General features: G+C 71.4%; 19 protein-coding genes. 13 read left to right on the forward strand and 6 right to left on the reverse strand.

Annotated elements, in window-relative coordinates; genetic code table 11:
• Positions 1-13: 13 nt before the first annotated feature.
• Entirely contained in the window at positions 14-397 is a 384-nt protein-coding gene (locus tag ISP_RS30165; protein WP_037373710.1) for an STAS domain-containing protein, read from the reverse strand.
• A gap of 168 nt (positions 398-565) precedes the next feature.
• Here ISP_RS30165 and ISP_RS30170 point away from each other — a divergent pair, with 168 nt between their 5' ends.
• The 6 genes from ISP_RS30170 to ISP_RS30195 all read left to right on the forward strand — a co-directional run bounded on the left by ISP_RS30170 (position 566) and on the right by ISP_RS30195 (position 8,407).
• Entirely contained in the window at positions 566-946 is a 381-nt protein-coding gene (locus tag ISP_RS30170; protein WP_013227685.1) for an STAS domain-containing protein, read from the forward strand.
• On the forward strand, positions 946-2,529 hold the full coding sequence (locus tag ISP_RS30175) for a PP2C family protein-serine/threonine phosphatase (RefSeq protein ID WP_013227686.1): 1,584 nt from the start codon (positions 946-948) through the stop codon (positions 2,527-2,529). Before ISP_RS30170 ends, ISP_RS30175 begins: the two co-directional genes overlap by 1 nt.
• Complete coding sequence (locus ISP_RS30180; protein ID WP_013227687.1) at positions 2,526-2,957, forward strand: ATP-binding protein; 432 nt, start codon at positions 2,526-2,528, stop codon at positions 2,955-2,957. Before ISP_RS30175 ends, ISP_RS30180 begins: the two co-directional genes overlap by 4 nt.
• 62 nt (positions 2,958-3,019) lie before the next feature.
• On the forward strand, positions 3,020-7,105 hold the full coding sequence (locus tag ISP_RS30185) for a SpoIIE family protein phosphatase (protein WP_013227688.1): 4,086 nt from the start codon (positions 3,020-3,022) through the stop codon (positions 7,103-7,105).
• Entirely contained in the window at positions 7,102-7,404 is a 303-nt protein-coding gene (locus ISP_RS30190; RefSeq protein ID WP_013227689.1) for an STAS domain-containing protein, read from the forward strand. The genes ISP_RS30185 and ISP_RS30190 overlap by 4 nt, the downstream gene beginning before the upstream one ends.
• A gap of 271 nt (positions 7,405-7,675) precedes the next feature.
• Positions 7,676-8,407, forward strand: a complete 732-nt coding sequence (locus ISP_RS30195) for a GAF and ANTAR domain-containing protein (RefSeq protein ID WP_013227690.1) — start codon at positions 7,676-7,678, stop codon at positions 8,405-8,407.
• Positions 8,408-8,410: 3 nt separating this feature from the next.
• On the opposite strand, the gene ISP_RS30200 is transcribed toward ISP_RS30195, so the two are convergent.
• Positions 8,411-8,821 carry an ATP-binding protein gene (locus tag ISP_RS30200; RefSeq protein WP_013227691.1) on the reverse strand — a complete coding sequence of 137 codons (411 nt, stop codon included), beginning with the start codon at positions 8,819-8,821 and terminating at the stop codon, positions 8,411-8,413.
• Positions 8,822-8,944: 123 nt separating this feature from the next.
• Between ISP_RS30200 and ISP_RS30205 the strand changes: the two genes are divergently transcribed.
• Positions 8,945-12,214 carry a glucodextranase DOMON-like domain-containing protein gene (locus tag ISP_RS30205; protein ID WP_013227692.1) on the forward strand — a complete coding sequence of 1,090 codons (3,270 nt, stop codon included), beginning with the start codon at positions 8,945-8,947 and terminating at the stop codon, positions 12,212-12,214.
• 13 nt (positions 12,215-12,227) lie between these two features.
• Positions 12,228-12,806 carry a DinB family protein gene (locus ISP_RS30210; protein ID WP_013227693.1) on the forward strand — a complete coding sequence of 193 codons (579 nt, stop codon included), beginning with the start codon at positions 12,228-12,230 and terminating at the stop codon, positions 12,804-12,806.
• 3 nt (positions 12,807-12,809) lie between these two features.
• On the opposite strand, the gene ISP_RS30215 is transcribed toward ISP_RS30210, so the two are convergent.
• Entirely contained in the window at positions 12,810-13,826 is a 1,017-nt protein-coding gene (locus tag ISP_RS30215; RefSeq protein WP_013227694.1) for an aldo/keto reductase, read from the reverse strand.
• A gap of 52 nt (positions 13,827-13,878) precedes the next feature.
• Complete coding sequence (locus tag ISP_RS30220; RefSeq protein ID WP_013227695.1) at positions 13,879-14,739, reverse strand: SDR family NAD(P)-dependent oxidoreductase; 861 nt, start codon at positions 14,737-14,739, stop codon at positions 13,879-13,881.
• Between the two features lie 29 nt (positions 14,740-14,768).
• Here ISP_RS30220 and ISP_RS30225 point away from each other — a divergent pair, with 29 nt between their 5' ends.
• A complete protein-coding gene (locus tag ISP_RS30225; protein WP_013227696.1) occupies positions 14,769-15,392 on the forward strand; it encodes a TetR/AcrR family transcriptional regulator in 624 nt (207 codons plus the stop codon).
• Between the two features lie 64 nt (positions 15,393-15,456).
• Complete coding sequence (locus ISP_RS30230; protein ID WP_013227697.1) at positions 15,457-16,287, forward strand: alpha/beta fold hydrolase; 831 nt, start codon at positions 15,457-15,459, stop codon at positions 16,285-16,287.
• Here the strand turns inward: ISP_RS30230 and ISP_RS30235 are convergent.
• Entirely contained in the window at positions 16,274-16,645 is a 372-nt protein-coding gene (locus ISP_RS30235; RefSeq protein WP_014467375.1) for a DUF742 domain-containing protein, read from the reverse strand. The genes ISP_RS30230 and ISP_RS30235 overlap by 14 nt on opposite strands.
• 161 nt (positions 16,646-16,806) lie before the next feature.
• On the reverse strand, positions 16,807-16,950 hold the full coding sequence (locus ISP_RS30240) for a hypothetical protein (RefSeq protein WP_014467376.1): 144 nt from the start codon (positions 16,948-16,950) through the stop codon (positions 16,807-16,809).
• A gap of 117 nt (positions 16,951-17,067) precedes the next feature.
• Between ISP_RS30240 and ISP_RS30245 the strand changes: the two genes are divergently transcribed.
• The 3 genes from ISP_RS30245 (at position 17,068) to ISP_RS30255 (ending at position 22,278) form a co-directional block, all read left to right on the forward strand.
• On the forward strand, positions 17,068-19,857 hold the full coding sequence (locus ISP_RS30245) for an AfsR/SARP family transcriptional regulator (RefSeq protein WP_013227699.1): 2,790 nt from the start codon (positions 17,068-17,070) through the stop codon (positions 19,855-19,857).
• Between the two features lie 33 nt (positions 19,858-19,890).
• The gene (locus tag ISP_RS30250; protein ID WP_141748461.1) at positions 19,891-20,589 is read left to right on the forward strand and encodes a hypothetical protein; all 699 of its coding nucleotides are present in this window, start codon (positions 19,891-19,893) and stop codon (positions 20,587-20,589) included.
• Positions 20,590-21,285: 696 nt separating this feature from the next.
• The gene (locus ISP_RS30255) at positions 21,286-22,278 is read left to right on the forward strand and encodes an LPO_1073/Vpar_1526 family protein (protein ID WP_141748460.1); all 993 of its coding nucleotides are present in this window, start codon (positions 21,286-21,288) and stop codon (positions 22,276-22,278) included.
• Positions 22,279-22,506: the final 228 nt, after the last annotated feature.

Genomic DNA, 22,506 nt, shown 5'->3' on the forward strand with positions numbered 1-22,506 from the left:
GGGACGATCCGGATCAGGACCCGGCCAGTGCCGCTTCGCGGGTCGGGAAGAGCGAGAGGCTCTCCTCGAGCCCGGTCAGCTGGATCGGGCGCAGGGTGGCCCGGCCGGAGGCGACGATCCGGACCGCGGTGCCGGTTCCGGCGTTGCGGTGGATGGTCAGCAGCGCGGTCAGTCCGGGCGAGGCGAGGAACTCGACCCGGCTCAGGTCGACCACCAGGACCGGCGGCTGCTCGGCCAGTGCCTCGTCCGCGGCCTGCACGAGCGCCGGCGCGGTGGTGGTGTCCACGTCCCCGGCGACCTCGACCACGGTCGCTTCTCCCTGCTCCGTCCGGGCGATCCGGAATTCCCCGAACGGCACAGCGGTGGCCGAGCTTTCGAAGTGGGTGTGCTCGGTCATGGCGTTTGTCTCCTCGCCTTCGGCAGCACCCTCCGGCAACCGGTGGGCGTGCGTGTTCACGAAGGCTGTCTGCTCAACCACTGCCAATCATGCCTGCCCGGGCGACACACCGCCGTGTCAGCACCCCCTCGGCTTCCGGTCGCCGCGCCGAACAGGCAGGATGTCGCCATGGGCGAACGGGACGTGACCGGGGACTCACTCGACGACGCAGCCAGTTCGGCGGGATCGGTCGCACTGGAGAACCGCGACGGCGCAGTGGTCCTGCGCGTCGACGGCGCTCTCGACTTGGCGCTGGCACCGAAATTACGCCGATTGGCCGAACGGGCGGCGCGGCTGGGGCCGTCGCTGCTGGTCATCGACCTCACCGGCGTCACCTTCCTGGCCTCGGCGGGCATGGCCGAACTCGTCCGGGCGCACCGCGGGCCCACCGCGTCGGCACCGCTGCGGGTGGTGGCCGCCGGCCGGATCACGCTGCGCCCGCTGCAACTGACCCGGCTGGTCGACGAACTCGCCATCTACCCGTCGCTCTCGGAAGCGCTGGCCCCCTGATGACGTCCCGGCCGGAATTCGACGCAGTCGTGGACGCCGTGCGCGGGGCCTTCGCCGGCCGCGACGGCGCTCCGGCGGCCACCGCGGTCCGCTCGCTCGGCCCGGTCGAGGTGCGCGCGGTGCTCGGCGACCACCTCGTGCTGACGGTGACCGACCGCACGGTCCTCGAAGAACTGGTGCCGGGCAACGAGATCACCCACGCGATCGCCGTCGCGGCCGACGACGGCGAGTACGGCGCATTGGTCTACACCACCGAGGAGATCGGCGAAGGTCCTCCGGCCGTCGCCGCCGCCATCGAGGCCGCCACCGCCGGGCTGGCCGCCACCGTCCGGCGGTTGCGGAGCGAAGCCGCGGTCCTCGACGCGCTGCACTCCACGGGCCGCGAACTGACCGCACAGCTGGACATCGACCGGATCGTCCAGGACGCGACCGACGCGGCCACGAAAGCGACCGGCGCCGGCTTCGGCGCGTTCTTCTACAACCTGATCGACGAGTTCGGCGAGTCCTACACGCTGTACACGATTTCCGGGGTCCCGCGGGAGGCATTCGCCCGGTTCCCCATGCCGCGCAACACCGACGTGTTCGCGCCCACCTTCGACGGCACCGGCACGGTGCGCAGCCCCGACATCACCCAGGACCCGCGGTTCGGGAACAACGCGCCGCACCACGGGATGCCGGAAGGGCACCTGCCCGTGTGCAGCTACCTGGCCGTCTCGGCGATCAGCCCCACCTCCGGCGAGGTGCTGGGCGGGTTCTTCTTCGGCCACCCCGAACCCGGCCGGTTCACCGCCCGGCACGAGTACCTGGCCGAAGGCATCGCTGCCTACTCGGCCATCGCGCTGGACAACGCCCGGCTCTACGAACGCGAGCGCACCCTCGCCACCGAACTGTCCCGCAGCATGCTGCCGGTGGCCCCGCCCACCCCGGGCCTCGACGTGCTCACCCGGTACCTGCCCGCGGCCACCGGGAGCAAGGTCGGCGGCGACTGGTTCGACGTGATCCGGCTGCCGTCGGGCGCCACCGCGTTCGTCATCGGCGACGTCGTCGGCCACGGCGTCACCGCCGCGACGGTGATGGGCCAGGTCCGCACGGCCGTCCGCAGCTACGCCCTGCTGGAACTGCCGCCGTCGGAGGTGCTGCGCAACGTCTCCGAGCTGACCGCCGGCCTGTTCGGCGAAAGCTTCGTGACCTGCTTCTACGCGGTCCACCAGCCCGCCGACGGGACGCTCGCCTTCGCGAACGCCGGCCACCTGCCCGCGATCCTGATCCGGCCGGGCGAGCCGCCCGAGCAGATCGGCGAGGCGCTGGCGCAGCCGCTGGGCGTCGGCTCGGTCTTCCCGCAGCGCAGCGCGGGCTTCCCGGTGGGCGCGGACCTGGTGCTCTACACCGACGGACTGGTCGAGAGCCGAACCCGCGACCTCACCCTGGGCATCGAATGGCTGCTGGCGGGTATCCCGGGACTGCTGACCGCGGACGACCTGGAAACGGCGTGGGACAAGCTCGTCGACGAACTGACGCGCGGACGGCACGACGACGACATCGCCGTCATCCACGTGCGCCACCGCGGAGAGGACACCCCATGACGGACCCCCTCCCCCCGGGCGCGCCCGCTCTCCCGGTTTCGTTCCACCAGCGCACCGCCGCGATCGCCGAACGGCTGCCGGCCCTGCGCGCGGCCCTGGCCCGGTGGCTGGCCACGCTGAGCCGGTTCGACGTGCGCTTGAGCGTCGAACGCCGGGAGGACATCGTGCTCGCCGGCTACGAGGCGATGGCCAATTCGGCCGAGCACGCCTACCCGCACGGGGAGGCGGGCCCGGTCGACGTCCGGGCCGAAGCACAGCCCGGGCGGCTGACCGTGACGGTCACCGACTACGGCACCTGGCGGCCGCCGGCCGCCTCCGACGGGCTGCGGGGCCGCGGCCTGCTGCTCATCGACACCCTCGCCGACCACAGCGCGCAGGTGCACCGCGACGACGGCACCACGGTCACCATGACCTGGCTGACCGGCTGACACCCGGCACGGTGGGGGCCGGTCGAGTAGGCTCGGCCAGGGCCGCGTGAACCTGGAGTGTGATGAGCGTCGGGGAAGAGGCCGGCCACCGTGCCGTGTTTCCGGGCAGCAGCCGGATGGCCGCCCGGATGCGGGACTTCGACTGGACGACGTCTCCGCTCGGGCCGCCGCGGGACTGGCCGGCCAGCCTGACGACGGCGGTGCGCATCTGCCTGACCTCGCGCTTCCCCATGATCGTCTGGTGGGGTCCGGAGCTGCGGTTCCTCTACAACGACGCGTACCTGCCGCTGCTGGGCACGAAGCACCCGGCGCTGGACAAGCCGGGCTCGGAAGTCTGGAACGAGATCTGGCACATCATCGGCCCGATGCTGGACAGCGTGATGACCACCGGCGAGGCGACCTGGTCGGAGGATCTGCTGCTGCCGATGAACCGGCACGGCTACTGGGAAGAGACCTACTGGACGTACTCATACAGCCCGGTGCACGACGACCGCGGCACGGTCCGGGCGGTGTTCACCGCGGTCTCGGACACGACCGAGCGCGTGATCGGCGCACGCCGGCTGGCGACGCTGCGCGAGCTCGGCGCCCAGGCCGGGGTCGCCCGCACCGTGGACGAAGCCTGTGAGCTGGTCGCCGGCGTGCTGGGGCGCGCGGAGGCCGACGTCCCCTACGCCGCGATCCACGTCCGCGGGGCCGACGGCGAACCGGCGCTCGCGGCCGTCACCCCCGGTGGCGCCGGCGCGGGCGACGAGACCGCGTGGCCGCTCAAGGACGTGCTCGCCGACGGGGTCGCGCGGACGGTCTCGGACGGGATGCTGGGCGAACTGCCCTCGGGCGGCTGGTCGACGCCGCCCGCCGAAGCGATGGTGCTGCCGCTGCCCGGCGACGCCGGTGATGCCGCCACCGGGGTGATCGTGCTGGCCGCGAGCGCCGGGCGCGCGCTCGACGAGTCCTACCGGACCTTCCTCGGGCTGGTCGCCCAGCAGACGACGGCGCTGGTCAACGGCGCGATCGCCTACCAGGTCCAGCAGCGGCGCGCCGAGGAGCTGGCCGCACTGGACGCGGCGAAGACCACCTTCTTCGCCAACATCAGCCACGAGTTCCGGACCCCGTTGACGCTGATCCTGGGCCCCGCCGCCGAGCTGCGGGAGGCGCTGGCCGGCGCCGGCGAGCGGGTGCGCGAGGAGGTCGACGTCATCCAGCGCAACGCGTTGCGGCTGGGTCGGCTGGTGAACAACCTGCTCGACTTCTCCCGGATCGAAGCCGGCCGGATGCAGGCGCGCTTCGAACCGGTGGACCTCGGGACGTTCACCGCGGAGCTGGCGAGCGTCTTCCGCGCCGCCGTCGAGCGGGCCGGGCTGGCGTTCGACGTCGACTGCCGCCCGTCGGACGAGCCCGTGCACGTCGATCGCGGGATGTGGGAGAAGGTCGTCTTCAACTTGCTGTCCAACGCGGTCAAGTTCACCTTCGACGGCGCGATCCGGGTGACGAGCGCCGTCGAGGCCGGGCACGCCGTGATCGCGGTGTCCGACACCGGGATCGGGATCGACGCCGCCGAGCTGCCGCGCCTGTTCGAGCGGTTCCACCGGATCCCGTCGGCGCGGGCGCGGTCGAACGAAGGCAGCGGCATCGGCTTGGCGCTGGTGCGCGAGCTCGTCGGCATGCACGGCGGCAGCGTCGCGGTGGAAAGCACGCCGGGTGCCGGGACGACGTTCCGGGTCCGGGTGCCGCTGGGCACCCGGCACCTGCCCGCCGAGCACGTCGTCGAAGAAGCCACGACCGGCCAGCTCGCCGCGGATTCCGCGGAACCGTACGTGCAGGAAGCCCTGCGATGGCTGCCCGACGGCGACCGAGCCGGCCGCCCGGCGGTCGACGGCGACCAGCACCTGGGCGCCCGCGTGCTGGTCGCCGACGACAACGCCGACATGCGCGACTACCTCGTCCGGCTGTTGCGCGACGACTACGCGGTGACCGCGGTGCGCGACGGCGTCGAGGCGTTCGCCGCCGCCTGCGCCGAGCCGCCCGAGCTGATCATCAGCGACGTCATGATGCCGCGGCTGGACGGCCTCGGCCTGCTCGCCGAGCTGCGGGGCGACCCGCGCACCGCCGCCGTGCCCGTCCTGCTGCTGTCGGCCAGGGCTGGTCAGGAAGCCGCCGTCGACGGGCTGGCCGCCGGTGCGGACGACTACCTCGTGAAGCCGTTTTCGGCGCGGGAGCTGCTCGCCCGCGTCCGCACGACCGTCCAGCTGGCGAGGCTGCGCACGCAGCACGCCCGGTGGCGCGCGGCGATGATCGACTCGCTGCAGGAGGGCTTCTTCGTCTGCGACGCCGACGGACGGGTCGTGGAGATCAACACGGCGTTCACCGAACTGCTGGGCTTCGGCACCGGTGGGCTGCCCTACGCCCCGCCGTTCGCGTGGTGGCCCGACCGGGACGCCGAACCCGCCGCCTATCACCAGGTCGCGGACGCCTTCGGCGGCGCTTGGGACGAGCCGGGCGGCAGCTTCGTGCTGCCGATGCGCCACCGGGACGGGCACCGGTTGTGGGTCGCGGTCGCCTACAACCAGCTGCAGGACGACGAGGGCAGGCGGCGGCTGGTCGGCACGATCCGCGACGTCACGGCCGAGCGCTACGCGGTCCAGCGCGAAAGCACGCTCGCCTCGATGAACCAGCGCCTCGCCGGGATCAGCGGGGCGCCGGAGGTGCTCCGCACCGCGCTGGAGCTGCTGCGCGAGCTGTGGGACGCCCAGCGCGTCCTCGCGGTGACCTGGCCCCGCGACGGCGAGCCGGAGCTCGCGTCCACCGATCCCGCCGACCGGCTTTGGCCGGACCTCGCCTCGCCGCTGCGCGCGACCCTGGACCACCTCCGCTCGCTCCCGGCGTTGCACGCGACCCCGGCCGGCAGCGGCGCGGGTACCACCGTCGACCACCCCGGCGGCCGGCTGACGCTGTGGGTCGAGCCCGCGCCGGGCCGCCCGCTCGGCACCGAAGACCGGACGCTGCTGGCGCTGCTGGCCGGGACGCTCGCGCACGCCCTGCGCCGCGCCCACCGCGACGACCGGCAGCGGGAAGTCGCCCTCGCGCTGCAGCGCTCGATCCTCGGGCCGGCCCGGCTCCCCGACGGCTTCGCGGTGCGCTACGAGCCGGCGAACCCGCCCCTGGAGGTCGGTGGCGACTGGTACGACGTCGTCCCGCTGGCCGGCGACCGGATCGGCATCGTCGTCGGCGACTGCGTCGGCCGGGGACTCGCCGCGGCCGCGGTGATGGGCCAGCTCCGCAGCGCCTGCCGCGCGCTGCTGCTGGAAGCCAGCAGCCCGGCGCACACGCTCAGCGCACTCGACCGCTTCGCCGGGCGGCTGCCGGGTGCGTTGTGCACCACGGTCTTCTGCGGGGTGCTCGACCCGGCCACCGGCACGCTCACCTACAGCAGCGCCGGGCACCCACCCGCCACCCTCGTGCACCGCGACGGCACGGCGGACTTCCTCGACGCGGGCGGCAGCGTGCCGCTGGCCGTCCGGGTCACGGTGTCGCGCCCGGAAGCCACGGCGGTCGTGCCGATCGGCTCGCTGCTGATGCTCTACACCGACGGGCTGGTCGAGCGCCGCCGCGAGTCGCTCGACGACGGCATGGACCGGGCCACCACGGTCGCCCACGACACGCGGGACGCCGAGCTCGGCGAGCTGGCGACCGCCCTGATGGACCGGCTCCGGCCCGCCGACGGCTACGAGGACGACGTCGCGCTGCTGCTCTACCGCCGGTCGGTCCCCGCGCTGGACTTCGAGTTCGCCGCGCACCCGGACCACCTCGCCTCGACCCGCCAGTGGCTGCGCGCCTGGCTGGAAAACGCGGCCCTCGAGCCGGACCTCGCCCAGGACGTGCTCGTCGCGGCGGGCGAAGCCTGCGCCAACGCCGTCGAGCACGCCTACCTCGAGGGCACCGGGGCGACCGCGCACCTCTCGGCCCGGCTCACCGGCGCCCACCTGGTCGTCACGGTGACCGACCGGGGTCACTGGAGACAGCCGCCGCCGGACAACCACGTGCTGCGCGGGCGCGGCGTGCCGATGATGGAAGCGCTGGCCGACGCGGTCGCCTTCCGGCACGACGCCACCGGAACCACCGTCACGCTGGAATGGAGGATCGGTTCGTGACGACGGCACTCACACTGGCCGGCGGCCAGGGCGACGACGGGGACCGGGTCCTTTCCGTCGCGGGGGAGATCGACATGAGCAACGCCGCGGAGTTCGGCGCGGCGCTGGACGGCGAACTGGCGGCGGGCGCCGCCGTCACCGTGGACCTCACCGGGGTGTCCTACCTCGACAGTGCCGGCGTCGCGGTGCTGTTCGACCGGGTCGGCGAACACGACCTGCGGCTGGTCGCCCCGCCGCTGCTCGACCGGGTACTGCGCGTGTCGGGGCTCACCCAGGTAGCGAAGGTCATGATCCGCTGAACGGTTGACCGCCCGCTCACGGGGTAAGCGATCCGCAGCGACGGCGGGTCGGGTGGGTTGTGCTGCCGTTCGTCGCGAGGTGGCCCCGGCGCCCAACCCACGACGTTCAGCAGCGAGCGCCGGGCCGGAGCCACCGCCCCCTCTCCCGGAACCCCGGTGTCGCGCGGTGTTGTTGCGGAAGGCGCGGCGGACGCGAGTAAGGTTTTGCCGTTCCGTTGAAGCAGCAGCGGTTCGGCACGAACCGCAGCGGTCCGGGACGGAGACGATGCCAATGACCGGTGAGCCCATCCTGCCCGAGCACCTCGACGAGCTGACCGCCGCGATGGCGGACCTCACGGGCGCCCTGGAGACCGAACCAGCCGACGGGGACATCCTCGACGCCGTCTGCGCCGAAGCCCTCCGGGCCATCCCGGGCGCCGACATGGCCAGCATCACCGCGATCCGGGACGGCGAGCCGAAGACGGCGGCCAGCACGGACGAGCGCGCCGTCGAGATCGACCAGGCCCAGTACGCGGCGGGCGCGGGTCCCTGCCTGCAGGCCGCGGAGACCGGCGAGATCGTCCGGGTGCCGCTCGCCACGGCGGGGGCGGCGTGGCCGGAATTCACCGGACGCGCGCAAGAACTCGGGGTCGGCAGCTACCTCGCCGCGCCGCTGCGCGTGGACGAACGCCTGTCCGGGGCGCTCAACCTCTTCGGCTACGGCGACCACGGCTTCGCAGAGACCGATTCGCGGCTGCTGCAGCTCTACACCACGGTCGTCTCGTTCGGGCTGCGCACCACGCGGCGCTACCACCAGGCCCGGCAGCGGGCCGTCGAACTCGAAGCGGCGATGCGGTCGCGGGCGGTGATCGAGCAGGCCAAGGGCATCCTGATGGCCGTGCACCGGATCAGCGCCGACGACGCGATGAAGCGGCTGGTCACGGAGTCGCAGCGGACCAACGTGAAGCTCCGGGACATCGCGGCCAGGTTCGTCGAAGACCTGTCCTCGACGAAATCGAGCTGAACCTCAGGCGCTGCGGCGGGCCGGGAACGGCCAGGTGAGCGTGATGACGGTGCCGCCGTCGGTCGAGCGGAGGTCGAGCCCGTCGACCAGGGCCTGGATCAGGCGCAGCCCGCGGCCGCCGTCCGCGCGCTCGGCCACCGACTCCCAGCGGCCCTGGTCGGCGACGGTGACGATCAGCACGTCCTGGTCGATCCGGGCGCGGACGTCGATCAGCCCCGGCCGGCCGTGGTAAGCGTGGCCGAGCACGTTGGCCATCGCTTCCCAGCAGGCCAGCACGACGTCGTCGGCCTGCCGCCCGACCTCGTCACCGGCGCGCCGCCGCAACCAGGACACCAGGTGCCGGCGCAGGCTCGGCAGCGTCCGTGGCGAAATCGTGCCGCGGTACCGCCATCCGTCCGATCCCAGCTCTTCCACGTTCACCTCCTCGGGGGATATCAGGTTTGCTACCCACCGGTTCGAATTCTCAATCACCGGTAAAGCCGCCCTCGCGCCGTTCGGACCTGGTGCGCGCCGGGGCGGTCGTGGTCGGATGGGCGGATGATTCGGTCGACGTCGTCCGTGGTGCTGTGCGCGGTGCTGGCCGCGACTCTCCTGCCCGCTGTGTCCGACACAGCCGACGCAGCCACCGCGGCGCCCGGACCGGGCGCCGTCTCGCACTTCGGCCTGGCCCGCAAGGACTGCCTGGGCACCGCGCGGAACACGGCGAGCAAGGCGTGGTTCACCGTGGCGGGCGGCGTCCTCTCCGACGTCTACGCCCCGGTGATCGACAACACGAACGTCGAAACCCTGCAGTTCGCCGTCACCGACGGCCACAGCTTCACCGACCTGCAAGCCCGCGACATGACCTACACCGTCCGCACGAGCGCGGGCGGGATGGCGTGCGAGGTGACGTCGACCGCGCGCAGCGGGCGGTACCGGCTGGTCACCGACTACCTGGCCGACCCGGCCCGGACCGGCGTGCTCATCCGCACCCGGCTGGAGCCGCTGCGGGACTCCGGGCGGGACCTGAAGGTCTACGTGCGGTTCGACGCGAGCGTCAACGGCAACGGCGGGGGCGGCCCGGCCAACGGCGGCGGCGACACCGCCACGGTCGACGCGGCGACGTCCGCGCTGGTCAGCGCGGACACGAACACGGTGTCCAGCGCGCCGGCCCGCGACTACGGCACCCCGCTGGCCGCCGCGCTGCGCGCCGACCGCCGGTTCCTGGCCACGAGCAGCGGGTACGCCGGCACCGCGGGCGACGGGCTGGCCCAGCTGGACCGCGACCACCGGCTCACCGACACGACACCGTCGGCGGTGAACGGCAACGTCGTGCAGACCGCGCAGCTGGACCTCCAGCCGCGCCGCCCGGCGGTGCTGGCGCTCGGCTTCGGCGCGGACGCGCGCACCGCCGTCGCCACGGCCGGGGCGAGCGTGCGCACGCCGTTCGAGCAGAGCTACCGCCAGTACGCGCGCGAGTGGCGTGACTACGACAACGGGCTGATCCCGTTGCGGGGCAAGGATTCCGACGCGTACTACCAGTCCGTCAACGTGCTGAAGGCGAGCGAGGACAAGACTTTCCCGGGCGCGGTCGTCGCTTCGCTGGGCAGCCCGTGGGGGCAGGCGGTGTCCGCGGGCGACGCGCCCGGCGGCAAGCCGGTCTACTTCGGGTCCTACCGCGAGATCTTCGCCCGCGACCTCTACGAAAGCTTCTCCGGCTTGCTGGCGGCCGGCGACCGCGAGACGGCGCGGGCGAGCGTCCGGTGGCTGTTCGCGCGCCAGCAGCAACCGGACGGCCGGTTCCCGCGCAACTCGCTGCTCAACGGCAAGAAGGCGCCGGACTCCGGCGGTGACCAGCTCGACGAGAGCGCGTACCCGATTTTGATGGCGTTGCAGGCCGGGCTCGACCGCGACCGCACCCTCTACACCGAGCACATCCGCGCCGCCGCCGACTTCGTCGTCGCGCACGGGCCCGCGTTCGGCTCGGAACGCTGGGAGGAGCAGGGCGGCTACTCCCCCTCGACGATCGCCGCCGAGATCGCCGGGCTCGTCGCCGCGGGGGTGATCGCCGACCGCAACGGCGACAGTGCGCGCGCGAACGTCTACCGCGCCACCGCCGACCACTTCCAGCGCAGCATCAAGGGCTGGACGGTGACGCAGAACGGCCCCTACGGCGGCCGGTACTTCCTGCGGCTGACGAAGAACGGCGACCCGAACTCGGAGTGGAACTACAACCTGGGCAACGGCTCGGTCGACGCCGACCAGCGCGCGGTCGTCGACGCCGGGTTCCTCGAGCTGACGCGCCTGGGTGTGCTGCCCGCGAACGACCCGGACGTCGCCGCGTCGCTCGGCGTGGTCGACCGCGTGATCAAGCGGGACACCCCGGCCGGGCCGGGCTGGTACCGCTACGGGACGTCGGCGCCGGGCAGCGAAGACGGCTACGGCGACTGCTACGAACCCGACCCGACGAACTGCGCCCCCACCGGCGCTCCCTGGCCGTCGACGAACACCGGGTCCGGGCACCTGTGGCCGGTGCTCGCCGGCGAACGCGGCGAGCAGGCCGTGCAGACCGGCGACCGGGCCGGCGCGGCCGCGCTGCTGCGCGCGATGCGGGCCCAGACGAGCGGGGCCGGCCTGATTCCGGAGCAGATCTGGGAAAACCCGGCGCTGCCCGCGTCGCCGTACGGCGCGGACCCGAAGACGGCGTCGATCGGCTTCACCCCGGGGCAGTCCGTCGGCTCGGTCGCGCCGCTGAGCTGGGCGCAGTCGCAGTCGGTGCGGCTGGCCAGGGCCCTCGACGACGGACGGCTGCCCGAGCAGCCCGCCGAAGTCCGCTCCCGGTACACCACGCCGCCCGCGGCTTTGGCGGTGACGCTCGACGCACCCGCGTCGGTGTCCACCGCGACCGCCCAGGTCACCGGCACCGCGCCCGCCGGCAGCCGCGTCGACCTCGCTGTCTCGGCCACCGACGCGGGCACGACGACGGTGCTGTCGACCCGGGCTTCGGCGGCGGGGACGTTCAGTGCCACGGTGCCGACACCGCTCGGCGCGAACGTCGTCACGGCGGCCGCGACCGGCGCGGGGACCGGGTACGCGCAGAAGACGATCAGCTCGGACTTCGTCACCGGCACCGTGCTCCTGGACACCACGGACCCCGACGGCGACGACAACGGCCCAGGCACGTACACCTACCCGACCGCGGGCGACTTCCACGCGGGCGCGTTCGACCTGCAGCGGTTCCAGGTCATCGATTCGGGCACCAGCCTGGTCTTCCGGGCGCAACTGCGTGACCTGTCGCCGACGTTCGGCTCGCCGCTGGGCGCCCAGCTGCTGACGATCTACGGGCACGACCCGGCCGCGACGGCGACGTCGACCGCGGCGCCGTTCCCGAGCCGGGCGTACACGATCGCGCCGCAGGACGCGTGGAGCCGGCGCATCGAGGTCCAGGGCTTCGCCGAGCCGGCACTCGTCGACGCTTCGGGCGCTTCGCTGGCAACGCCCTCCGTACAGGCTTCGCAGGCCACGCGGTACATCACGGTCAGCGTGGCGAAGGCGGCCTTCGGGACGCCGGGACCGGGCTGGACGTTCGCCGTGGTGCTCACCGGGCAGGACGGCAACTCCTCCGACCAGGCCCGGCCGTTCACGCCGACGGCGGGCCAGTACACGTTCGGCCTCTGCGCGACCGGCGGGATGGCACCGATCTGCACCGCGGACCCGGCGACCGCCCCGAAGGCGTTCGACGTGCTGACACCGTCCGATGTGGACCAGCGGGCGGAGCTGGACCCGACCCGCGGCCCGGTTTCGCTGCGCGGGGTGCCCGTGGGCTGACAAGCTGGTCGTCATGATCGACGAGTTCGCGAAGAACTATCTGCACGGTGACCTGCGCGAGATCCGCGAAGAGCTGCTCGGGAAACTCGACGGGCTCGGCGAGTACGACATCCGCCGTCCCCTGACCGCGACCGGCACCAACCTGCTCGGTCTCGTCAAGCACCTGACCCTGACCGAAGCCCGGTACTTCGGCGAGATCTTCGGCCGCCCGTTCCCCGAGCCGCTGCCCCGGTGGGACGACCTCGGGGCGCGCGGCACGGACATGTGGGCGACCGAGGACGAGACGCGCGCGGAGATCATCACCCGTTACCGGCGCGCGTGGGCCCACTCCGACGCGACGATCACCGCGCTCGCCGTCGACGCTCCAGGGCACGTGCCGTGGTGGCCGCGCCCGGACGTGCTGCTGTTCAACGTCCTGGTGCACGTGCTCACCGAGACCAGCCGCCACGCCGGGCACGCCGACATCCTGCGTGAACAGCTCGACGGCTCGCTCGCCACCGACGGCCACCGCGACGCGCAGTTCTGGGCGGCCCGGCACGCGGCGGTCGAGCGGGCCGCCCGGGCCGCCCGGGCCGCCGACCGTCCACTGTAGACGTCAGACCGGCAGATCCGCGTTGAGCCGGGCCAGGATGCCGTGCGGGAACGGCAGAGCGGGGGCGCTCACCTCGGTCAACCGGTCCAGTTGGGCGCCGGTCACGTCGAGGGCGAGCGCGCCGAGCGTTTCGGCGAGCTGCTCCGGTGTCCGCGCGCCGATCAGCGGCGCGGGCATCGACGAACGGCTCGTCACCCAGCGCAGGGCCACCTGCGCCGGGGTGGCGCCGGTTTCGGCCGCGACCTCGCGCACGGCGTCCAGCACCGCCCAGCGGGTTTCGGGCAAGGCGCGGAAAGCGGCCGCGTCCGGGCCCGCGAGCCGGCCGGTGCCGGCGCCGTCGCGGGTGTACTTGCCGGTGAGGAATCCGCCGCCGATCGCGCCCCACGGCTGGATCGCGATGCCGAACTCGCCCGCCAAGGGCACGTACTCGGCCTCGATCGCCCGCTCGACCAGCGAGTATTCCAGCTGCAGCGCCGTCACCGGCGGTCCGCCGAGCATGGCGGCCTTCGTCGCGTACCACGCGGGGACGTCGCTGAGCCCGACCGCCCGGATCTTCCCGGCGCGCACGAGATCGCCGAACGCCGCCATCACCTCTTCGGCCGGGGTGCGGCCGTCCCAGATGTGCAGCCAGTACAGGTCGACGTGGTCGACGCCCAGCCGTCGCAGCGACGCCTCCAGCGAGGCGATCATGTTCTTGCGCCCGTTGCTGCGGCGGCGCGGGTCCGAGTGCGGTGCGCCGCCGCTGAAGCCGGGCCCGGAGTACTTCGTGGCGAGCACGACGTCGTCGCGGCCGACGTCGCGGAGGAAGTCCCCGACCAGTTCCTCGCTGCGGCCGTTGCCGTAGTTGTCCGCCGTGTCGACGAAGTTGCCGCCACGCTCGACGTAGGCGCGGAAGATCTTGCGGGCGGTGTCGTCGCCGGCGCAGAAGGAGCCGGTGCCGAAGGTCATCGCGCCCAGCGCCAGCGGGGACACGCGCAGCCCGGAGCGGCCCAGCGGCCGGTAGTCGTCCAATGCGGTCATGCCCCGATCGTGCAACCCGGACCGCGCTCCGGGTCAACCCGCACCGCCGCCGCTAAGCGAGCGGCTCCACCCCGGTCAGCGCCACGCTTTCCGTCCACAGCCGGGCGGCGGCCGCGTCGTCGGTCAAGTTGGCCCACCGCTGTTCGAGCCGCGGCCGGCCGCGCAGGCCGAACACGCGCGGGCCCCACAGCCGGCCGCCCTCGACGTCCGGGTCGAGCACCGCGCGCACCGCGGGCCGCGCCCCGGCGTCCTTGCCGTGCAACACCAGCCGGGCCGGCAGCCCGCGCAGCCACGCGCCGGTCGTGCGCGTGTGCACCGGCGGCCGCGACGGCGTCAGCGAGTCGAGCGCGCCGCCGGGGTGGGCGAGCACGCTGACTTGCCGTGCGCCCGCTGCCCGCAGCCGCCGGTCGAGTTCGAGCGCGAACAGCATCTGGGCCAGCTTGGACCGCTCGTACGCGCGCTTCGGCTGGTAGTCTCGCTCGCTCTGGAGGTCGGCGAAGTCGAGGCGAGCGGACTTCGCCGCGAAGCTGCCCGTGGTGACGATCCGGGCGGTCGGCGTCAGCACCGGTAACAGCCGCGCGATCAGGGCGAAGTGGCCGAGGTGGTTGGTGCCGAACATCAGCTCGTGCCCGTCCGCGGTTTCCCGCCGCGGCGGGGCATCGAGGGCCACCCCGGCGTTGCACAGGACGGCGTCCAGCACGCCGGCGTCCGGTTCGAGCGAGCCCAGGTCGGCCAGGTCCAGCCGGACGTGCCCCACCTTCGCCCCGGAAACCCGCGAACGGATCGATTCGGTCGCGGCCTGCGCCTTGACCGGGTCGCGGCTGCCGATCACCACCTCCGCGCCGGCCGAAGCCAGCTGCTCGGCGGCGAAGTACCCGATGCCCGCGTTGCCCCCGGTCACCAATACCCGCATCGCGACCCCTCCGTGCCAAGCTGTCCTTCGTGGACAACGCTACCGACGACCCGGCCCGGCCGGGCTACCGGCGCTCGGCCGGGTCGCCCCGCGGCGAGGCCCGGCGCCGGGAACTGCTGGCGAAGATCACCGACGACGTCGCCGAGAACGGGCTCGTCGACTTCTCGCTGCGGCGGGCCGCCCGGGCGGCGGGGACGACGCACAAGGTGCTGCTCTACCACTTCGAAGGCACCGAAGACCTGCTGCGGCAGGTGGTTTTCGCGTTGCGCGAACGGCGGATCGGCAACGCGCTGACGGCCGTCGCCGCGGAGTCGCCGACGCTCGCCGGCCGCGTCCGGGCCGCTTGGGCCAGCCTCCGCGCCGAGGAGACGCAGCTGCGGCGCGTCCTCGACCAGGCGATGGGCCTGGCGATGTACGACCCGGGCCGGTACGCCGCGCTCGGCCGGGGTGCGTCGCAGCAGTACCTGCCGACGCTGGTGTCGTTCTGCCCGCCGCACTGGCCGGAGCGGCGCAAGCTCGAGGTCGCCGAGATGATCCTGGCGACGCTGCGCGGTTTCCTCGTGGACCTGCTGACCAGCCCGGACGGCGACGGCACGGAGGCCGGCGTCGCGGCCTTGCTGCGGGCGGTCGAACGGGAGGAAGCGGCGCCCTGATCCTCGACAGTTTGCGAACCACGTGGTTCACTTCTGCCCAGGGGGACGTCACTGGGAGGCCGGCATGCAGGTCGAGTTGTCCGCGGGCACCGTCGAGTACACGGACACGGGCGGGGCGGGCCCGGCCATCGTCTTCGTCCACGGCCTGCTGATGGACGGCTCGCTGTGGGACGGCCCGGTCACCGGCCTCGACGGCCTCCGCCGCGTCGTCCCGACACTGCCGCTGGGCGCGCACCGGCACCCGATGCGGGACGACGCCGACCTTTCGCTGCCCGGTCTCGCACGGCTGCTCGCGGAGTTCCTGGAGCGGCTCGACCTGCGGGACGTGACCCTGGTCGGCGTCGACACCGGCGGCGCGCTGGTGCAGCTGCTCATGGCGGACGACGCTCCGCGGGTCGGCCGGGTCGTGCTCGCCTCCTGCGACGCGTTCGACAACTTCCCGCCCGGCCTCACCGGCAAAACGCTGTTCCTGACCGGAAAACTCTCGCCGCGCCTGTTCGGGGCGTTCATGCAGCAGATGCGGCTGCGCGCGGTGCGCCGGCTCCCGATCGCCTTCGGCTGGCTGACCAAACGCGGCGACGCCGCCACGGCCCGCTGGATCCGGCCGCTGCTGAGCCAGGCCGGCATCCGCCGCGACACGGTCCGCGTCCTGCGGGCGGCAGCTGCCGCGCCGGGCATCCTGCTGGAGGCGGCCGAGCGGCTGCCGGGCTTCGACCGGCCGGCACTGGTCGTCTGGGCCACCGAGGATCGCGTGATGCCCCTGGAGCACGGCCGGCGGCTCGCCGCCCTGCTCCCCCAGGGAAAGCTCGTCGAGCTGGCCGACAGCTACACGCTGCTGCCGCTCGACCAGCCGGCGGAGTTCGCGCGGCTGGTCCGGGAGTTCACAGCCGGCTGAGGCCGTGCAGGATGCGCTTCATCAGGTCCATGCTCGGCCGGTTGCCGTTGCCCCGTTTCGTGGTGTGCACGGCGACGAGACCGCGGTCGGCGAGGTCCGACAGCAGCACCCGCGCCACCCCGAGCGGCAGCCGCCGCCGCGCGGCCACCTCGGCCACCGACTGCGAAGTGCGGCACAGCACGCAAATTTCCGACTCTTCCTGGGTGCTCCCGCGGGTCATGGCCCGCCCGCGCGCGGTGGTCGAAACGAGCGTCTCGACGGGAAGGTCCCTGGTCGGGCGCGTTCGGCCATGGGTGCGGAAGTACGGACGGACGAGCCCCGCCGCCCCTCCGTCTTCGAGCGCGGTCCCCCAGTGCACAGCCAGCTCCTCACGGCGATTAATCCTTGTAGGCGATTATTCGACACCGTGATCCACTCCACCGCAATCGACCGAACAGGCTAACGGACGGTAAACTGCAGGTCAGTCCGGCACCGTTGAACGACACCACTCCGCCGGGCGAAGGTCATCCAGCGGGATTATCAGGGTTCTGACAACTCGGCCGGCGTCCGCGCCTTCCGGGCGCGGGCCCACAGGCGTGCCAGCTTCCGCCGCCACCCCCGGGCGGCGGCGAACTCCTGCCGGACCTCGGCCATGCGTGCGCGGAGGTAGGCGTCGGTGATCATTTCTGCTCCCCTGGTCGTCCGTGCCGTCACGGTGCGCCGGGGCCATTGGGAAAATCTTGAACAGACCTTGTCGGGAGGACGCCGATCCGCTACGCCTGAGGCTGGGAGGGATCGGTCGTGGTGGAACTGCGGGTGCTGGGCGCCGTCGAGGTCGTGGCCGGTGGCACCCGGCTCGACATCGGGCACGCGCGGCAGCGTGACGTGCTGGCGGTGCTGCTCCTCGACGTCGGCCGGGCGGTCCCGGTCGACCGGCTCATCGACCGGGTGTGGGGCGAACGGCCACCGCGGCAGCCGAGGAACTCGCTGTACGCGTACGTCTCGCGGCTGCGTGGGCTGCTGAGCGCACTGGACGGCGTGGCGATCGAACGCCGGCGTGACGGCTACCTCCTCGTCGCCGATCCGCTGGTGGTGGACGTCCACCGGTTCGAAAGCCTCCTCGGGCGGGCGAGGACGACGGAGGACGACCACGCCGCGCTGGCGCTGTACGACGAGGCCTTGGCGCTTTGGCGCGGGACACCGCTCAGCGACCTGGACTCGCCGTGGGTGGACGATGTCCGCGGCGAGCTGGAGCGCAAGCGCGAAGCAGCCGTGCTGGACCGCGACGACCTCCGGCTGCGCACGGGTGCCCACGCCGCCGTCCTCGCCCAGCCCGTCCCGGACGGCGTCGGCGGCGAACGGGCGGCGGCGCAGCGGATCGAAGCGCTGTTCCTCGACGGCCGTCCGGCCGACGCGCTGCGCGAGTACGAACGGGTCCGGGTCCGCCTGGCGGACGAGCTCGGCACCGACCCGGGCCCGCGGCTGCGCAGCCTCCACGAACGCATCCTGACCGGCGGCGACACCGGGCCGGAACCGCGGCAGCTCCCGGCCGCGGCGCCCTCGTTCTCGGGACGCACCGCCGAACTGGCCGCCCTCGACCGGATGCTGACCCCCGACGGCGCCGTCGCGGTGATCTCCGGCGCGGGCGGTCTCGGGAAGACGTGGCTGGCCGTGCGGTGGGCGACCGGCCACGCGAGCCGGTTCCCCGACGGCCAGTTGTACGTCGACCTCCGCGGCTTCGACCCGGCCCACGAACCGGTGCCCGCCGAGCGCGCGGTCCGCGGCTTCCTCGGCGCACTGGGCGTCGCGTCCGCGTCGATCCCGTCGGAGCCGGAGGGGCAGGCGGCGCTGTACCGCAGCCTGACGGCCCGCCGCCGGCTGCTGGTAGTGCTCGACAACGCCCGCGACACCCGGCACGTGACCCCGTTGCTGCCCGGCGGGCCGTCCTGTTCGGTTCTCATCACCAGCCGTCACGAGCTCGGCGGCCTGCTCACCACGCACGGCGCGAGCGCGCTGCCGCTGCGCACCCTCGACGAAGACCAGGCCCGGGAGCTGCTCGCGCACAAGCTGGGTGCGGCTCGGCTGGCCGCGGAACCCGAGGCGGCGCAGGAGATCCTGGACCAGTGCGGCGGACTGGCCCTGGCGCTGGCGATCGTGGCCGCCCGCGTCGCGGCCCAGCCGCAGCGGCGGCTCGCCGCGCTGGCCGCCGAACTGCGCGAAAGCCGGCTGGACGCGCTAGACACCGGGGAGCTGGCCGCGAGCTTGCGGGCGGTGTTCGACGCGTCGTACCGGTCTCTCTCCGTCGGCGCCGCCACCGCGTTCCGCCTGCTGGGGCTGGTCCCCACCGAGGACATCGAGCGCGCGGCCGCGGCGGCTCTGTTCGGCGACGCCCGGGCCGTGCGCGTGCTGTGCGCGGCCCACCTCCTGGAGGAGCACCAGCCGGGCCGCTTCCGGATGCACGACCTGGTCAAGCTCTACGCGGCCGAGCTCGTGGCGGCCGACGACCCGGCCACCCGCCTCGCGGCGTCGACCCGCTTGTTCGACCACTACCTGTGCTGGGCGTCGGCGGCGATGGACCGGTTCTCACCGCACGAGCCCTACCTGCGGCCCGACGTGAACGGGCCGCGCCCGTTATTCGCGTCCGGCGAAGCCGCGCGTGCGTGGCTGGACGCCGAGCGGGCGACGATGGTGGCGCTGGCCACGAGCGCCCCGGCGGCCTTGGCGGGGCACGTGGTCCGCCTGTCGGCGACGCTCTGGCGGTACCTGTACGTCGGGGCGCACCATTACGAGGCCCTCGCGCTGCACACGACCGCGCTCGCGCTGACCGGCCCGGGCACCCGGGAACGGGGATTCGCGGGCCACGCCGTCGGCAAGAGCTTGATCTTCCTCGGCCGCTTCGACGCGGCCGCCGAGCAGCTCGAGCAAACCCTTTTCCTGGCGTTGGAGCGGGGAGACGACCTCCTGGAAAGCATGGCCCGCAACAGCATCGCCACGATCGCCGACCACCGCGGCCACCGCCGGGCGGCCCGCGAGCAGTACGACCTGGCCCTCGCGGCGGCGCGCCGCACGGGCCACGCGCTGCTGGAGGGAATAGCGCTGTGCAACATCGGCGAGCACCACCGCTGGTGCGGCGACCACCGGAAGGCGGTGGAGTACCTGCAGCGAAGCGGCCGAATAGCGGAGGACCTCGGCTCGGCGGGCTTGGGCGCCCCGGTGCTGGCGGCCTTGGGCAGCGCGTACGCGGGCCTGGGCCGTCCCGACGAAGCCGACGAGCACTTCCGCCGGGCCTTGGACTTCGCCCGGGCGGGCGGCAACACGAACCTGGAGGTCACGGCCCTCAACGACCTGGCGGCGACGAAGACGGGTGCGGAGGCGATTTCGTTGTATGAGAAGGCGTTGGCTCTGGCCCGCCGGAGTGGTCACCTTCGGGAGCGCGCTGTCGCCCAGCACGGGTTGGGGGTGGCGCACCGGGTAGCCGGGAACGAGGCTGAGGCGGTGTCGCACTTGGAAGCGGCTTTGGTCGCGTACACGGAGTTGAGGGCGCCGGAGGCCGAGGAGGTGCGCGTCCTGCTCGGGGGGCGGGAGAGCTGAGCCGCCCTGCGTCGAGCGTCTCTCATCGGGGATGTGCCACTGAACAAGGAGCCAGTCGTTGCTTCGCCGCAAGATGCCCGTGACTTCTGCATTGTCGCCGCACAGGTTGTTCCCACTCTCCTCATCGCTCTTTTTGTCGTTAATCGAGTGGTGGTTCCCCCTGACGGCAAAGAGATCGAAAAAGTCCATAAAGAGTCTTTCGACTTCTTGAATGAAATCAACCGCAGAACAAAGTCGACCCAAGAGACTCTCGACGAAGCGACCGCACTACTCGACACGACGGACGACCTTCGCGAGCAAATCGAGATACAAAATCGCATCACCAGCGCCCTTGAAATGAGGGACAGCTTCGCAAAGCTCACGATTGCAGCACAAGAAGCCAAGGACAGGGCCGATAAACTGGTAGCCGGATCCCAGATCGAGACACGTCGCGAACTCCTGCTACTGAGCATCTATACCGTACTGGCCTTTGCGGCAGGTATCGCGGCAGAGTGGTGTGCCATTGCCGGAATATTGAAGGTATTGGATGCTCGGACGGCAGCGATGTTTGCTGCCGGAGCCACCGTGCTGATCACCTGCAACTTGGCACTGGAATCCTGGCGAGCCCTGCTTCGGAACAATCAAATTCCCGCCATGAACACGAAAATGGTCACGATAATATTGGAAGGTATCACCCTGGTCATCACCTGCTCACCAGCCGTGTTGATACCACTCCTGACCCATTCGTTATGACATGCCAACAGCAGGTCAGAGGCGGATCGGTTTCTTGTTCATGAACTATCCAGGCGGTCGGTGGGCCTGGGGGCGTTCTTGGGCTTACCGCCTCTGACCTGCTCTTTTGCGCCTGTTGGGTCCGGTCGCGTCCGAGTCTGTCTGGACGTCTGACGGCCTGTAGACGGCCTGGCTCCTCGCCGCCCCTGTGCCCGTCTGGCCTGGTGGCAGCCCTCCCCCGTCTTCCTCGTCCCCGCTGCCGTTAGCGCCGGAGGGCCGGTGTCAAGGGTGGGCGCTTGCGACCATCGCGCAGCGACGCCGTAGGCGCCCTTGATGGCGGTCGGCCGGTGTTAAACGATCGCTGACGAGGGAGCGGTCACCTGATCGTGGCCTGATCCGGCGTAACACTGATCGACTCGGCGACGTCTCTGGGCGTATGTGGACGGGTGGATCAGTCAGCTCTCGGCGGCGCGCGTACGCGGCCGGCCCTCCGGCGGGCCGCCCGGCGACCGGCGGCCGAAGCGGAGCGGCAGGCCGTCCGTGTCGCGACCGGGCGAGCCCGCCGCGCGGGCGGTGACGTGCGCGCCGCCGCTGGCGGCGCGCCTTGATCCCATAGAGCCAAATTCGGCAGCATGCGACTATTTTGACGCGAGGACGATCATGTCAACTGAATCCGAGAGCACAGCGGACCAGGCGGGTAAGACCGCCGGAGATAGCATGATCGCAGTAAGCATACAAGGATCGACACCAGAGCAAGTCCGCGCAGTCGCGCAGCGATTGTTCGCGGACAACTTTCCAAGATTGAGCCAATCCGCACAGGAGACAGTCACTTCCCGGGCTTCCGACCTAGCGGAAGCGTTCATCGAAAAAGCAATAGACCGCGGGGTTAGCCTATCGGCGGCTGCCGACCCAGATGTTCAATATCTATTGCTCGCTAGCCAGCGTGACTATGCCAGGTCCGGAAACGACTCTCTCAAGAAACTTCTTGTCGACCTACTGGTCGAACGGAGCTCTGCGCATGAAGATCTAGAAAAAATCGTACTAGGCGAAGCAATAGAGACAGCGCGGAAGCTTACTTCAAAGCAGATATCCGCACTAACGATCTGCTGGCTGCTTCGGTCGACCACGCCGACCAGCGTTCAAACCTTCGACGACTTCATCGACTATGCACAAGTAAACTACCAACCGTTCTGCTCGAACCTACCTGTCAATAATTCAGAATATGCTCATATTCAGTACACCGGCTCCACCATCCCAGGCATGGGAAACAGTCTCGGATACTTGCTATCAAATCAGGTCCCCGGGTTATTTCAACGCGGTTTTCCAGTCAACGCAATACCGGAACCACTGTGGCAAGAACCAGTGAGACAAGAGCTATTCTCGGTAAATTTGTACGACTCGACTCTCTGGCAGGTTGACGCACCGGACGAGCCGAAGGCGCGCGAGAAGCTAGCTAAAGTGGGTCTTAGCAATCTTGAGCAGCAATATGTTGGCCTGCTCAACAGCTATCGCCACAGCGACGAAGAAGTCGAAAAGAGGCTTATTGATTCAGGAGCATTCTGGGCGGACTTGATTCACGTTTGGCAGAGTACTAATCTTTCTTCACTCACCGCTTCCAGCGTTGGAACGGCGATCGCTCACAGCAATTGGGTGGCCGTGACAGGTGGACTAAGTCCACTTTCTACCTGGATCACGGAGAATAAACACTAGGCCAGCCCGGAAGGCGGGGGCAAGGAATGACCACGCTCGACTACTTACGGGAGCTCACCAGAGAGGCTATCGAGGCATGCTCGAACCAATCTGTTAGAGTTTCCACTTCGCTCCGAAGGGCGATACGCATAGCTACCCTTAGGAACGACGTTTTTGCGCTCATATGGCTTGAGATGGAGGCAGATTCACATATTGGAACATCGCGAAACGAACGAGTATTGAGGCGCG

The organism is Amycolatopsis mediterranei (genome assembly GCF_026017845.1).
Taxonomy (GTDB): domain Bacteria; phylum Actinomycetota; class Actinomycetes; order Mycobacteriales; family Pseudonocardiaceae; genus Amycolatopsis; species Amycolatopsis mediterranei.

Coding starts and splice junctions, on each gene's coding strand:
- ISP_RS30165 (WP_037373710.1), bottom strand. CDS start 397: ATGACCGAGCACACCCACTTCGAAAGCTCGGCCACCGCTGTGCCGTTC.
- ISP_RS30170 (WP_013227685.1), top strand. CDS start 566: ATGGGCGAACGGGACGTGACCGGGGACTCACTCGACGACGCAGCCAGT.
- ISP_RS30175 (WP_013227686.1), top strand. CDS start 946: ATGACGTCCCGGCCGGAATTCGACGCAGTCGTGGACGCCGTGCGCGGG.
- ISP_RS30180 (WP_013227687.1), top strand. CDS start 2,526: ATGACGGACCCCCTCCCCCCGGGCGCGCCCGCTCTCCCGGTTTCGTTC.
- ISP_RS30185 (WP_013227688.1), top strand. CDS start 3,020: ATGAGCGTCGGGGAAGAGGCCGGCCACCGTGCCGTGTTTCCGGGCAGC.
- ISP_RS30195 (WP_013227690.1), top strand. CDS start 7,676: ATGACCGGTGAGCCCATCCTGCCCGAGCACCTCGACGAGCTGACCGCC.
- ISP_RS30205 (WP_013227692.1), top strand. CDS start 8,945: ATGATTCGGTCGACGTCGTCCGTGGTGCTGTGCGCGGTGCTGGCCGCG.
- ISP_RS30210 (WP_013227693.1), top strand. CDS start 12,228: ATGATCGACGAGTTCGCGAAGAACTATCTGCACGGTGACCTGCGCGAG.
- ISP_RS30215 (WP_013227694.1), bottom strand. CDS start 13,826: ATGACCGCATTGGACGACTACCGGCCGCTGGGCCGCTCCGGGCTGCGC.
- ISP_RS30220 (WP_013227695.1), bottom strand. CDS start 14,739: ATGCGGGTATTGGTGACCGGGGGCAACGCGGGCATCGGGTACTTCGCC.
- ISP_RS30230 (WP_013227697.1), top strand. CDS start 15,457: ATGCAGGTCGAGTTGTCCGCGGGCACCGTCGAGTACACGGACACGGGC.
- ISP_RS30240 (WP_014467376.1), bottom strand. CDS start 16,950: ATGATCACCGACGCCTACCTCCGCGCACGCATGGCCGAGGTCCGGCAG.
- ISP_RS30255 (WP_141748460.1), top strand. CDS start 21,286: ATGATCGCAGTAAGCATACAAGGATCGACACCAGAGCAAGTCCGCGCA.